This window comes from Paraburkholderia sp. Ac-20342 (assembly GCF_017104985.1).
Taxonomy (GTDB): domain Bacteria; phylum Pseudomonadota; class Gammaproteobacteria; order Burkholderiales; family Burkholderiaceae; genus Paraburkholderia.
This window is the reverse complement of record NZ_JAAGPQ010000016.1, coordinates 77,653-90,764: the sequence shown is the minus strand read 5'-3', so window position 1 is coordinate 90,764 and position 13,112 is coordinate 77,653. Positions and strand designations below refer to the sequence as shown.

Sequence of the window (13,112 nt, the reverse complement as noted above, 5' to 3'; positions counted from 1 at the left end):
TCCAGATGATTCCGGCCACGAGTCAGCGTAGTCAGCGCCGACGGCAGCCACGCGGGCTCGCCGCCGTTTGCCTTCAGCGCCCCGGGCCGGTGTCGGGCAGGCGCCCGGCGATCTCGGCGATCAGCGCGCGCGCGAGCGTCTGCTTGTCGGCGCGCGGCAGTCTGGTGGCGTTGCCTGCTTCGAACAGGATCACTTCGTTGTCGTCGAGCCCGAACGTCAGCGGGCCCAGGTTGCCGATCAGCAGCGGCACGTTCTTGCGCGCGCGCTTTTCCTCGCCGTGGACTTCGAGGTTGCCGCTTTCCGCGGCGAAACCGACCGTGAACGGCGGCTTCGGCAACTTGGCGACCGCGGCGAGGATGTCCGGATTCTCGACGAACGAGAAGCTCGGCAGCGTGCGCTCGGCGGTCTTCTTGATCTTCTGTTCGCTGACGTGATCGACGCGCCAGTCGGCCACGGCGGCGACGCCGATGAACACGTCCGCGTCGGCGACAGCCCGCATCACCGCGTCGTGCATCTGCTGCGCGGTTTGCACGTCTTCGCGGAACACGCCCCACGGCGTTTCGAGGGCGACCGGACCGGCCACCAGGTGTACCTCGGCGCCGGCCTGCTGCGCGGCGCGCGCGAGCGCGAAGCCCATCTTGCCGCTCGAACGGTTCGTGATGCCGCGCACCGGATCGAGAGGCTCGAAGGTCGGCCCGGCGGTCAGCAGCACACGGCGGCCGGCGAGGATTTTCGGCGCGAAGAACGACGCGATCGCTTCATAGGTCGCGGCTGCTTCGAGCATGCGCCCGTCGCCCACTTCGCCGCAGGCCTGCGGACCCGAATCGGGGCCGAGCACCTCGATGCCGTCCGCGCGCAGTTGCGCGACGTTGCGTTGCGTGGCCGGGTTCTGCCACATCTGCCGGTTCATCGCCGGCACGACGAGCAGCGGGCAGTCGCGCGCGACACATAGCGTCGAGAGCAGATCGTCGGCCATGCCGTGCGCGAGTTTGGCGAGGAAGTCGGTCGAGGCGGGCGCGATCACGATCGCGTCGGCTTCGCGCGACAGGTCGATGTGCGCCATGTTGTTCGGCACGCGACCGTCCCACTGGCTCGTGTAGACGGGCCGGCCCGAGAGCGCCTGCATCGTGACGGGAGTGATGAACTGCGTGGCCGCTTCGGTCATGACGACCTGCACGGTCGCGCCCGCCTTGGTCAGCAGACGCGTGAGTTCGGCGATCTTGTAGCAGGCGATGCCGCCCGTCATGCCGAGGACGAGGTGTTTGCCTGCGAGTTCTGCGGTTGCCAACGAAAGCCTCCGACAAAGCATGATGGCGCCCGGCGGCGCAAGGGCGCGGTGGTGTTACCCGTCACCCGTTGCCGCTGCCGTGCGTTTCAAACCCGACGCGCCGCGCGGCCGTGCCTCGCGTCGGTGGCGTCAGCGTGATGAACCGCGCACGCGCCGTAGCTCGTCGATCACGAGCAGGATCGCGCCGATCGTGATCGCGCTGTCGGCGAGATTGAACGCCGGCCAGTGCCAGCCGCCCACGTGGAAATCGAGAAAGTCGATCACGTGGCCGTAGGCGAGCCGGTCGATCACGTTGCCGAGCGCGCCGCCGAGAATCAGCGCGAGCGCCGTGCAGAACATTTTCTGTCCGCTATGCCGCTTGAGCAGATAGCAGATCACGAGCGCCGCGACCACGCCGAGCGCGGTGAACGCCCAGCGCTGCCAGCCGCCCGCCATCGCGAGGAAGCTGAACGCGGCGCCGCGGTTGTACACGAGGATCAGGTTGAAAAACGGCGTGATCTCGTGCGGCACACCGTAGGCGAACACCTTGCGGACCGCGATTTTCGTCAACTGGTCGAACAGGATGACGATCAGCGCGATGCCGAGCCAAGGGGCCAGCGAGCCGCTTCGGGCCGATGTTTTCGAGATGCTTCCCGCCATTATGCCGCGCTCCTCGTTTCGCCATTGCCGAACAGATTGCTGAAGCAGCGGCCGCACAGCGACGGATGCTCGGCGATCGTGCCGACGTCCGGGCGATAGTGCCAGCAGCGCTCGCACTTCAGATACTTCGAGGCGATCACCTCGACGCTTTCGTCCGCTTCGCTGTCCACCTTCACGACCTTCGCCGCCGACGTGATCAGCACGAACTTGAGGTCTTCGCCGAGGCTCGCGAGCGCGTCGTAACGCGCGCCGCTCGCGCGGATTTCGACTTCGGCCTGCAGCGACGAGCCGATCAGGTTCGCCACGCGGGCCTCTTCGAGCGCCTTCGTCACGTCGCCGCGCGCGGCGCGCAGCAGCGTCCACTTGTCGAGCAACGCACCCGCGTCCGGCATGGCCGGGAACGCGTGGTAGGTCTCGGTGAAGATGGTTTCGCTATCCGGCTGGAACACCTTCCACGCTTCTTCGGCGGTGAACGACAGGAACGGCGCCATCAGACGCAGCAGACCGTGCGCGATGTGGTAGAGCGCGGTTTGCGCCGAGCGGCGCGCGACCGAATCGGCCGCCGTGGTGTAGAGGCGGTCCTTCAGCACGTCGAGGTAGAAGCCGCCGAGGTCTTCCGAGCAGAACGTCTGCAGCTTCGCGACGACCGGGTGGAACTCGTACTTTTCGTAGTGCGCGAGGATGTCGTTCTGCAGGTTTGCCGAGAGCGCCACCGCGTAACGATCGATTTCGAGCCAGTCTTCGACCGGACGCGCGTGCTGCGCGAAGTCGAAGTCCGACAGATTCGCGAGCAGGAAGCGCAGCGTGTTGCGGATGCGGCGATAGCTTTCCGTCACGCGCTTGAGGATTTCCTCGGAGATCGCGAGTTCGCCCGAGTAGTCGGTCGAGGCGATCCACAGGCGGATGATTTCCGCGCCGAGGCGGTTCGCCACTTCATGCGGATCGATACCGTTGCCGAGCGACTTGCTCATCTTGCGGCCTTCGCCGTCGACGGTGAAGCCGTGCGTGAGCAGCGCGTTGTAGGGCGGACGGCCGTCGAGCATCGAAGCGGTCAGGAGCGACGAGTGGAACCAGCCGCGATGCTGGTCCGAGCCTTCGAGGTACAGGTCGGCCGGGAACTGCAGCTCGTCCTTGTGCGAGCCGCGCAGTACGTGCCAGTGCGTCGTGCCCGAGTCGAACCAGACGTCGAGCGTGTCGCGGTTCTTTTCGTACAGATTCGCGTCGTCGCCGAGCAGCTCGCGCGGATCGAGCGTCTGCCACGCCTCGATGCCCGCCTGCTCGACGCGCTGCGCGACCTGTTCGAGCAGTTCGAGCGTGCGCGGATGCAGCTCGCCGGTTTCCTTGTGCACGAAGAACGCCATCGGCACGCCCCATTGGCGCTGACGCGACAGCGTCCAGTCCGGGCGGTTGGCGATCATGCTGAAGAGGCGCTGCTTGCCCCACGACGGATAGAAGGCCGTGTTCTCGATGCCTTCGAGCGCGGTTTCGCGCAGCGTCTTGTCGCTGTCGTTCGGCTTCACGTCCATGCCGGCGAACCACTGCGAGGTGGCGCGATAGATGATCGGCGTCTTGTGGCGCCAGCAGTGCATGTAGCTGTGCGTGTACTTCTCGGTACGCAGCAGCGAGCCGGCGCCTTGCAGCGCCTCGACGATCTGCGGATTGGCCGCCCAGATCGACAGGCCACCGAACAGCGCGAGCGATTCGATGTAGCGGCCGTCGCCCATCACCGGGTTGATGATGTCCGAGTCCGACATGCCGTGCGCCTTGCACGACACGAAGTCTTCCACGCCGTAGGCGGGCGACGAGTGCACGACGCCGGTGCCGGTTTCGGTCGTCACGTAGTCGCCGAGATAGACCGGCGCGGTGCGCTTGTAAGCTGGATGCGCGGACGCGAGCGGATGGTTGAAGCGCAGATTCACGAGCTTCGCGCCCGGCGTGGTCGCGATGACGGTGCCTTCGAGGCCGTAGAGCTTGAGGCACGCCTCGACGCGTTCCTCGGCGAGGATCAGGAGGCCGCGAGGCGTGTCGACGAGCGCGTAAACGATTTCCGGGTGCAGGTTCAGCGCCTGGTTGGCAGGAATGGTCCACGGCGTGGTGGTCCAGATCACGATGCCGCCTTCGCTGCGCGGTAGCGCGGCGAGGCCGAAGGCCTGCGCGGTCTTGTCCGGCTCGGCGAAGCTGAACAGCACGTCGATGGTCGGATCGGTCTTGTCCTTGTACTCGACTTCCGCTTCGGCGAGCGCCGAGCCGCAGTCGAAACACCAGTTGACCGGCTTCAGGCCACGGAACACATAGCCCTTTTCCATGATCTTCGCGAGCGCGCGGATTTCGCCGGCCTCGTTGGCGAAGTTCATCGTCCGGTACGGATTGTCCCAGTCGCCGAGCACGCCCAGACGGCGGAAGCCGACCTTCTGCTTCTCGATCTGCTCGGTCGCGTAGGCGCGCGCCTTCTGCATCACCTCGGCCGCCGGCAGCGACTTGCCGAACTGCTTTTCGATCTGGATTTCGATCGGCATGCCGTGGCAGTCCCAGCCCGGCACGTAGACCGCGTCGAAGCCCGCCAGATTGCGCGCCTTGACGATCATGTCCTTGAGGATCTTGTTCACCGCGTGGCCGAGGTGGATGTCGCCGTTCGCATACGGCGGGCCGTCGTGCAGGATGAACTTCTTGCGGCCTTTGGACGCGGCGCGGATCGTCTCGTAGACCTTGCGTTCCTGCCAGTCCTTGACCCATTGCGGTTCGCGTTTGGGCAGGTCGCCGCGCATCGGGAACGGCGTGTCGAGCAGGTTGACCGGGTAGCGTGACTGCGGTTTCGAATCGGCTTTCTTGTTGCTCATGATGTGGATGGCGGTGAATTCGTTCTATGCGCAGCGGGGCGCGGATTGCGCACGCTGCGCGAGGAGCGTGGGACGCGCCCGGCAGGCGGCTCGCATGATGCCGATGCCCTTCGATGCGCGCGGCGACGGTTCGGGCGGGGCGGTGCGCCGGCCCGAACCGCGGCGGTTATCTAATTCGGTCGGTGGCCGACGTGGCGAACCCGGTGGAACGGCTGCCCGGCGTGCCGGCGCCGGCCGCGGCGAGCCACGCGCGCGCATTGGCGACGTCGCGCGCGATCGCGGCGGTCAGCGTTTCGAGATCGACGAATTTCTCCTCGTCGCGCAGCTTCTTCAGAAATTCGACGCGCACGAGTTTGCCATACGCGTCGCCGTGCCAGTCGAGCAGATGCACTTCGAGCAGCACGCGGCCGGAATCGTCGACGGTGGGACGCACGCCGAGGCTCGCGACGCCGGGCAGCGGTTGCTCGGCGATGCCGTGCACCTGCACGACGAAGATGCCGGCCAGCGCCGGGCGCTTGTGCGCGATCGGCAGATTGAGCGTGGGAAAGCCGAGATCGCGGCCGAGCTTCATGCCGTGCGTGACGTGGCCGCTGATCAGGTAGTCGCGGCCGAGTGCGGCGCGCGCTGCGTCGAGGTCGCCCGCGACCAGCGCCGCGCGTACGCCCGAGCTCGAAATGCGCGCGCCCGACGGATCGGCGACGGTCGCCATCTGCTCGACTTCGAAGCCGTACTGCTTGCCGGCCGCCTGCAGCGAGGCGAAATCGCCGGCGCGCTTCGCGCCGTAGCGGAAGTCGTCGCCGATCATGATCCAGCGCGCGTGCAGCCCGTTGACGATGATCCGCTCGACGAACGAGTCCGGCGACTGGCTCGCGAACGTGTGATTGAAGTGCTCGACGACGACCCGGTCGACCCCGTTGGTGCGCAGCGCCTCGAGCTTGTCGCGCAGCATCGCGATGCGCGGCGGCGCGCCGGCCGGGTTGAAGAATTCGCGCGGGTGCGGCTCGAAGGTCATCACGCAGACGGGCAGGCCGCGGGCGTCGGCGGCCGCGCGCACGTGCGCGAGCAGAGCCTGGTGGCCGCGGTGGACACCGTCGAAGTTGCCGATGGTCAGCGCGCACGGCGCGCGGCTCTCGGCATTGGGAAGACCGCGGAAGACTCTCACGATAACGGGTTGCAGCGCTTGCTGCGGTGGCAATAGGGGCGCGGCCAGGGTGCCGCAAAACAAACGATTATAAACGTTTGGCGCAGCGCACGGCTGCGAGGCCGCTGTCAGGCGATTGCCGAATGATAAAATCCGCGCATGAAAAAACTCGTCATCCTGATTTCCGGACGGGGCAGCAACATGGAAGCCATCGTGCGCGCCTGCGCGAGCGATGGCTGGCCGGCCAGGGTCGCCGCCGTGATTGCCAACCGTCCCGATGCCGCGGGGCTCACGTTCGCGGCGTCGCATGGCATCGCCACGGCGGTGGTCGATCACCGCCAGTTTCCCGACCGCGACAGCTTCGACGCGGCGCTCGCCGAACAGATCGACGCATTCGCACCGGACCTCGTGCTGCTCGCGGGCTTCATGCGCGTGCTGACCGCGCGCTTCGTCGACCATTACGCCGGGCGCATGCTCAACGTGCATCCGTCGCTGCTGCCGAGCTTTGCGGGCCTCAAGACCCATCAGCAGGCGCTCGACGCCGGCGTGCGGTTCCACGGCGCGTCGGTGCACTTCGTCACGTCGCAGCTCGACCACGGGCCGATCGTCGCGCAGTCGGCGGTGCCGGTCGTGGCGGGCGACACCGCCGAGACGCTCGCCGCACGCGTGTTGACCACCGAACACATCATTTATCCGCGCGCGGCGCGCTGGTTCGTCGAAGGGCGTCTTGCTCTCGACGGCCTGCGCGTCACGCTTACGCCGCCGGAGCCTCAATGGCTCTTTGCCGGTCACCCCGCCGGAGAGGGCGCATGAGATTGCATGGTTTCCTGATTGGTCAAACTGAAACGCTGCTGGCCGAAGTGCTGCGGCTCAACGGTCCCGCCGACGCCACCACGAGCCGGTTTTTCCGCGCGCATCCGAAGCTCGGGCACGCCGAGCGCGGTGTGATCGCCGAGGCGGTGTTCGCGGTGCTGCGCCGCCGGATGGAGTTCGCGCATCTGGCCGAAAGCGGCACCGGCAACCCCGCGCGCCGCATGGCGCTGCTCGGCCTGATGCAGACGGTCGGGCGCAACGCGCTCAAGCCGTTCGTCAGCGAAGCCGAGGCGACGTGGCTCGAACACGTGTCGAGGATCGACCCGGAGAGCCTGCCGCTGCGGATTCGCCTGAATCTTCCCGACTGGATCTGCCAGGCGCTCGGCACGCGCTTCGAAGGCGCCGAGCTGGCGCAACTGGCCGCCGCGCTGAACTACCCGGCGCCGCTCGACTTGCGTGCGAATCCGGTCAAGGCGAGCCGCGACGACGTGCTGGGCGCGCTGTCGAAGGCCGGCATCGAGGCGGGCGCCACGCCGTTCGCGCCGCTCGGCGTGCGCGTGGTCGGCAAGCCGGCGCTGACGAAGCTCGACGCGTTCCAGCAGGGCTGGCTCGAAGTGCAGGACGAGGGTAGCCAGTTGCTGTGCTCGCTGGTCGCGCCGCGGCGCGGCGAGATGATCGTCGATTTCTGCGCGGGCGCCGGCGGCAAGACGCTCGCGCTCGGCGCGGCGATGCGCTCGACCGGCCGGCTCTACGCGTTCGACATCTCCGAGCGGCGTCTCGCCAAGCTGAAGCCGCGCCTTGCGCGCAGCGGCCTGTCGAACGTGAACCCGGTGCTGATCGACAGCGAACACGACGCGAAGATCAAGCGCCTCGCCGGCAAGATCGACCGCGTGCTCGTCGACGCGCCGTGCAGCGGCCTCGGCACGCTGCGCCGCAACCCGGACCTGAAGTGGCGCCAGTCGCCGGAGTCGATTGCCGAGCTGGCGCCGAAGCAGGCGTCGATTCTCGCGAGCGCGGCGCGTCTCGTGAAGAAGGGCGGCCGGCTCGTCTATGCGACCTGCTCGATTCTCGAAGCGGAAAACGAGGCGATCGTGCAGCAGTTCCTCGCCGATCATCCCGATTTCGCGCTGGTGCCCGTGCGCGACGTGCTCGCCGAGCAGCGCATCGAGCTCGACATGGACGATTACCTGAAGCTGTGGCCGCACCGTCACGCCACCGACGGCTTCTTCGCCGCCGTGCTGGAGCGCCAGAGCTAGGCGCGTCCGGTTTTTTGCCGGCGTGCGCGGGCTGCCTTGCAGTCGCGGCGCGCCGGCGCTTTCGGCGAGATCATGCAGACGAGTCTTTTTTTCCATCGCTTCAGCGACATCGCGCACGACTTCGGTCAGCCCGTGATGTTGTGGCAGGTCGGCATCCTGCTCGCGACGCTGCTCGTCGCGTGGCTGCTTGCGCGCACGCTGCGCCGCCGCCTCGGCGGCCCGCGGCATCCGCGCTACCAGACCCTGCGTTTCGGCATGGAAAGCCTGAACCGCGCGGCCTTTCCGCTGCTCGGCGCGGCGCTCGTGTGGCTCGCGCGGGCGATCGCCGGCCAGTTCATGCACACCGCGCTGCTCGATCTGGCGCTGGTGCCGCTTGCCGGCATCGGCCTCATCTACATCGTGTTCTTCTTCGCGCGCCGCGTCTTCAGCCGCGACGGCGGCGTGCATCCGTGGCTTTTCCTCGTCGAGAAGACCGTCTCGGTGGTGGTCTGGATCGGCATGGTGCTCACGCTGATGGGCATCCAGGACGAGGTGATCGCGTGGATGGGCAGCGTGCGGTTCCGTGTCGCCAACGCGCACATGACGCTGCTCTCGCTCGTAACCGGCCTGCTGTGGGTCGGCATCACGATGATCGTCGCGATGTGGCTCGGCTCGACGTTCGAAGACCGCCTGATGCGCTCGAAAACGCTCGACGCGAACCTGAAGGTCGTGGTCGCGCGCGTCGGCCGGGCGGCTTTCGTGCTGGCGGCGATCCTGATCAGCCTGTCGATCGTCGGCATCGACATCACCGTGCTCGGCGTGTTCGGTGGCGCGCTCGGGGTCGGGCTCGGCTTCGGCATGCAGAAGATCGCGAGCAACTACGTGTCGGGCTTCATCATCCTGCTCGACCGGTCGTTGCGGATCGGCGACACGATCAGCACGGGCGGCCTGCAAGGCATGGTCACGCAGATCCGCACGCGCTACACCGTCGTGCGCGGGCTCGACGGCATCGAAACGCTGATTCCGAACGAAAAGCTCATTACCGACGTGGTGCAGAACCAGTCGTCGTACCTGACGCGCGGCTATGCCAAGGCGGCCGTGCAGATCGCCTATACGTCCGACGTCGAGCAGGCCATGGCGCTGCTCGTCCAGGCCGCCGACGACGTGCCGCGCGTCTTGCGCGAGCCGGCGCCGACGCCGTATCTGGTGGGCTTCGGCCCCGACGGCATCAATCTCGAACTGGGTTTCTGGATCGCTGACGCGGCGACCGGCACGGGGGGCGTGCGCTCGGCGGTCAACCGCAACATGTGGCGCCTGTTCTCCGAACACGGCATCTCGATTCCGCTCGCGCAACGCGAAGTGCGGATCGTCGGACCGGCGGGCGGCGCTATGCCGCATCCGGTAACTATGACCGGCCCCGGCCCCGGCTCCGACTCCGGCGCGGCGCCTGTTGCCGCGTCCGCTTCCTTGCCCGAGGCCGCGCCCGGGCCGATGGACGGCGCTGCGAGCGACGTTCGCTGACGGGATCGACGCCCCGCCGCGCCGCCCGAAACGGTCCGCAGCGGCCGTTATGATATTGATATCACACAAAAAATCCCTATTTGTTACAAACACTTGGGATGCTTCAAGTAGAATATCGTGCTATCCCGCTGTATGCTTTCACTTTCTTGACACACGCAATGCGTGTGCTCCGTATCTCTCGTTCTGCAGGTAACTTACCTTGTTGAATTCTTTGCTCGATTTTCTTGCTCACGGCCTGTTGCACTTCTCGTGGTGGCAACTCGTCGTGTACACGCTCATCGTGACGCACATCACGATTATCGGCGTGACCGTCTATCTGCATCGCTGCCAGGCGCATCGCGCGCTGGAGCTGCATCCCATCGCGAGTCATTTTTTCCGCTTCTGGCTGTGGATGACCACCGGCATGCTGACCGGCCAGTGGGCCGCGATCCACCGCAAACACCACGCGAAGTGCGAGACCGAGGAAGATCCGCACAGCCCGCAAACGCGCGGTATCTGGAAGGTGCTGCTCGAAGGCGCCGAGCTGTATCGCACCGAAGCGAAAAACGAAGAAACGATGCGCAAGTTCAGCCACGGCACGCCGAACGACTGGATGGAGCGCAACGTCTACACGAAGTACCCGATTCTCGGCGTGAGCCTGATGATGGTGATCAACATCGCGCTGTTCGGCGTCGTCGGCCTGACGATCTGGGCCGTGCAGATGATCTGGATTCCGTTCTGGGCTGCCGGCGTGGTCAACGGCCTCGCGCACTTCTGGGGCTATCGCAACTTCAATTCGTCGGATGCGAGCACCAACATCTTCCCGTGGGGCATCATCATCGGCGGCGAAGAGCTGCACAACAATCATCATACGTATGCGACGTCGGCCAAGCTGTCGAACAAATGGTACGAGTTCGACATCGGCTGGATGTACATCCGCATCATGTCGGCGTTCCGTCTTGCCAAGGTGAAGAAGGTCGCGCCCACGCCGCGTCTGACCACCGGCAAGCTCGTGCTCGACCAGGACACGCTGCAGGCCGTGCTCGCAAACCGCTACGAAGTGATGGCGCGTTACGGCAAGGCGCTCAAGCGCGCGTACCGCCAGGAGCTTGCGCATCTGAAGGATGTCGGCTCGCGCGAGAAGTATCAGTTGATGCGCGGTGCGCGTAGCTGGTTCCACAAGGAAGAGGCTGGGCTGAACGAGCCGCAGAAGCGCCAGCTGCCGCAAATCTTCGCCAACAGCCAGAAGCTCAAGACCTACATCGATATGCGCAACGAACTCGCGTCGATGTGGGAACGCTCCAACGCATCGCGCGAACAACTGCTCGCGCAATTGCAGGACTGGTGCCATCGCGCCGAGCAGAGCGGCATCAAGGCGCTGCACGATTTCGCGACGCGACTGCGTCGCTATGCTTGAGCGCGAAAAAATCCATTAAAATTTCAGAACGTCACAAAACCCCGCGTTGGCGGGGTTTTTCTTTTTGGCGTCGTGGAAAGCCGTCGCGACTGTAGTGACTCGATGGGCAAGCGGCGGCGCGGCGAGGACAGAGGAGATCATGGAGCAGCAGGCGATCAGGACCGTCGAATATGACCGGCCGCAGGCGCAAGGCACGACTTGCGGGATCGGTCAGGCATGGGCGAAGGTGCCCGAGATGCCGTCGGCGGCAGAAAAGGCGGCACTGAAGGCACGGATTCGTGCATTACTCGAGCGCGAGAAAGCCGTACTCGTCGCGCACTATTATGTCGACGCGGAATTGCAGGAGCTCGCCGACGAAACCGGCGGCATCGTGGCCGACTCGCTGGAAATGGCCCGCTTCGGGCGCGATCACGACGCGCAAACGCTCGTGGTGGCGGGGGTGCGCTTCATGGGCGAGACCGCGAAAATCCTCAGCCCCGACAAGCGCATTCTGATGCCGGATCTGGATGCGACCTGTTCGCTCGATCTCGGCTGTCCGGTCGACGAATTCTCGGCGTTCTGCGATGCGCATCCGGACCGCACGGTAGTCGTGTACGCGAACACGAGCGCGGCAGTGAAGGCGCGCGCGGACTGGATGGTGACGTCGTCGATCGGGCTCGAGATCGTCGCCGATCTGCATGCGCGCGGCGAGAAGATCATCTGGGCGCCGGACCGCCATCTCGGCAGCTACATCCAGGGCAAGACCGGCGCGGACATGCTGATGTGGCAGGGCTCGTGCCTCGTGCACGACGAATTCAAGGGCATCGAACTCGATCTGCTGCGCGCCGAGTATCCGCTAGCAAAGGTGCTCGTGCATCCGGAGTCGCCGCCCAACGTGGTCGCGCAGGCGGACGTGGTCGGCTCGACGACCCAGTTGATCGACGCCGCGCAGAAGCTCGATGCGACGCATTTCATCGTCGCGACCGATCTCGGCATTCTTCACAAGATGCAGCTCGCCGCGCCCGGCAAGACGCTGATTGCCGCGCCCACGGCCGGCAACAGCGCGACCTGCAAGAGCTGCGCGCATTGTCCGTGGATGGCGATGAACGGCCTCGCGAATCTGGCCGATGTGCTCGAACGCGGCCATAACGAGATTTTCGTCGAGCGCGCGATCGGCGAACGGGCGCGTCTGCCGATCGACCGCATGCTGGACTTCGCGGCGCGTCACAAGAAGCGCGTGCAGGCGAGCGGCGATCTCGCGCGCGACGCGCAACTGTATTCGAATGTGGGGGCAGCGTAATGGCGGTACTTGAGAAGGCGCCCGAGCAGGCCGTCGGGGGCGAGCGGGACGAAGCGGTGTCGCCGCTCTACGCGGAAATTCACGCGCAATATGGCGCCGCGTTCGATGCAGCGCTCGCACGCAATGTTGCCGATGCGCTCGCCGAAGACGTCGGAGCCGGCGACCAGACCGGCCGACTCGTGCCGGCGGACGAGATTCGCAACGCGCGCATCGTCGTGCGCGAGGATGCGGTGCTGTGCGGTGTGCTGTGGTTCAACGCCGTGATGCGGTCGGTCGATCCGCGCATCGAGGTTCAATGGCGTTACCGCGAGGGTGAGCGCATGAACGCGAACACTCCCGTCTGCGAACTGCGCGGGCCGGTACGCGCGCTGCTGACCGCCGAGCGCAACGCGATGAACTTTCTGCAACTGCTGTCGGGCGTGGCGAGCGCGACGCGCCGCTATGTCGACGCGATTGCTCATACGCATACGCGCGTCCTCGACACGCGCAAGACGCTGCCGGGCTTGCGGCTCGCGCAGAAGTACGCGGTGCGGGTGGGCGGCGGCGCGAATCAGCGGCTCGCGTTGTACGACGGCATTCTGATCAAGGAAAACCACATTGCCGCCGCCGGCGGCGTGGGCGCGGCGATGGACGCGGCGCTTGCGTTGAATGCGGGCGTGCCGATCCAGATCGAAGTCGAAACGATCGAGCAACTGGAAACCGGGCTCGCGCACGGTGCGCAGTCGATTCTGCTCGACAACTTCTCGTTCGACATGATGCGCGACGCGGTGCGTATCACGGCGGGGCGGGCGGTGCTCGAGGTATCCGGCGGCGTGAACTTCGACACTGTGAGTACGATCGCGGAGACGGGGGTCGATCGTGTTTCGATTGGTTCGCTGACCAAGGACGTGCGCGCAACGGATTACTCGATGCGGATCGTCTGACGCCGACACTCCGACGCGTCGACGTGTGAGCGCTCGCTGA

At 66.0% G+C, this 13,112-nt stretch carries 10 protein-coding genes; 6 read left to right on the top strand and 4 right to left on the bottom strand.

The window, feature by feature from the left end; genetic code table 11:
- Positions 1 to 73: 73 nt before the first annotated feature.
- The 4 genes from coaBC to G3N58_RS09230 all read right to left on the bottom strand — a co-directional run bounded on the left by coaBC (position 74) and on the right by G3N58_RS09230 (position 5,926).
- The gene (coaBC, locus tag G3N58_RS09245; protein WP_205999000.1) at positions 74 to 1,288 is read right to left on the bottom strand and encodes a bifunctional phosphopantothenoylcysteine decarboxylase/phosphopantothenate--cysteine ligase CoaBC; all 1,215 of its coding nucleotides are present in this window, start codon (positions 1,286 to 1,288) and stop codon (positions 74 to 76) included.
- A gap of 129 nt (positions 1,289 to 1,417) precedes the next feature.
- Positions 1,418 to 1,927: a signal peptidase II gene (gene lspA / locus G3N58_RS09240; RefSeq protein ID WP_167041125.1), complete on the bottom strand. Its 510-nt coding sequence runs from the start codon at positions 1,925 to 1,927 to the stop codon at positions 1,418 to 1,420.
- Complete coding sequence (gene ileS / locus G3N58_RS09235; RefSeq protein WP_205998999.1) at positions 1,927 to 4,764, bottom strand: isoleucine--tRNA ligase; 2,838 nt, start codon at positions 4,762 to 4,764, stop codon at positions 1,927 to 1,929. Before ileS ends, lspA begins: the two co-directional genes overlap by 1 nt.
- A gap of 166 nt (positions 4,765 to 4,930) precedes the next feature.
- Complete coding sequence (locus G3N58_RS09230) at positions 4,931 to 5,926, bottom strand: bifunctional riboflavin kinase/FAD synthetase (RefSeq protein ID WP_167041131.1); 996 nt, start codon at positions 5,924 to 5,926, stop codon at positions 4,931 to 4,933.
- 138 nt (positions 5,927 to 6,064) lie between these two features.
- Between G3N58_RS09230 and purN the strand changes: the two genes are divergently transcribed.
- From purN to nadC, 6 genes are all read left to right on the top strand, one after another.
- The gene (purN, locus tag G3N58_RS09225; protein WP_205998998.1) at positions 6,065 to 6,718 is read left to right on the top strand and encodes a phosphoribosylglycinamide formyltransferase; all 654 of its coding nucleotides are present in this window, start codon (positions 6,065 to 6,067) and stop codon (positions 6,716 to 6,718) included.
- Entirely contained in the window at positions 6,715 to 7,974 is a 1,260-nt protein-coding gene (locus G3N58_RS09220) for an RsmB/NOP family class I SAM-dependent RNA methyltransferase (RefSeq protein WP_167281641.1), read from the top strand. Before purN ends, G3N58_RS09220 begins: the two co-directional genes overlap by 4 nt.
- Positions 7,975 to 8,046: 72 nt before the next feature.
- Positions 8,047 to 9,474, top strand: a complete 1,428-nt coding sequence (locus G3N58_RS09215; RefSeq protein WP_205998997.1) for a mechanosensitive ion channel domain-containing protein — start codon at positions 8,047 to 8,049, stop codon at positions 9,472 to 9,474.
- Between the two features lie 199 nt (positions 9,475 to 9,673).
- A complete protein-coding gene (locus tag G3N58_RS09210) occupies positions 9,674 to 10,870 on the top strand; it encodes an acyl-CoA desaturase (RefSeq protein WP_167281637.1) in 1,197 nt (398 codons plus the stop codon).
- A gap of 139 nt (positions 10,871 to 11,009) precedes the next feature.
- Positions 11,010 to 12,149 carry a quinolinate synthase NadA gene (gene nadA / locus G3N58_RS09205; protein WP_167041146.1) on the top strand — a complete coding sequence of 380 codons (1,140 nt, stop codon included), beginning with the start codon at positions 11,010 to 11,012 and terminating at the stop codon, positions 12,147 to 12,149.
- Complete coding sequence (gene nadC, locus G3N58_RS09200; protein ID WP_205998996.1) at positions 12,149 to 13,072, top strand: carboxylating nicotinate-nucleotide diphosphorylase; 924 nt, start codon at positions 12,149 to 12,151, stop codon at positions 13,070 to 13,072. The genes nadA and nadC overlap by 1 nt, the downstream gene beginning before the upstream one ends.
- The last annotated feature ends 40 nt before the right edge of the window (positions 13,073 to 13,112 follow it).

Excerpts from the sequence above, each read along its gene's own strand:
- ileS (WP_205998999.1), bottom strand. The coding sequence starts at position 4,764 with ATGAGCAACAAGAAAGCCGATTCGAAACCGCAGTCACGCTACCCGGTC.
- nadC (WP_205998996.1), top strand. The coding sequence starts at position 12,149 with ATGGCGGTACTTGAGAAGGCGCCCGAGCAGGCCGTCGGGGGCGAGCGG.
- G3N58_RS09220 (WP_167281641.1), top strand. The coding sequence starts at position 6,715 with ATGAGATTGCATGGTTTCCTGATTGGTCAAACTGAAACGCTGCTGGCC.
- purN (WP_205998998.1), top strand. The coding sequence starts at position 6,065 with ATGAAAAAACTCGTCATCCTGATTTCCGGACGGGGCAGCAACATGGAA.
- nadA (WP_167041146.1), top strand. The coding sequence starts at position 11,010 with ATGGAGCAGCAGGCGATCAGGACCGTCGAATATGACCGGCCGCAGGCG.
- G3N58_RS09215 (WP_205998997.1), top strand. The coding sequence starts at position 8,047 with ATGCAGACGAGTCTTTTTTTCCATCGCTTCAGCGACATCGCGCACGAC.
- lspA (WP_167041125.1), bottom strand. The coding sequence starts at position 1,927 with ATGGCGGGAAGCATCTCGAAAACATCGGCCCGAAGCGGCTCGCTGGCC.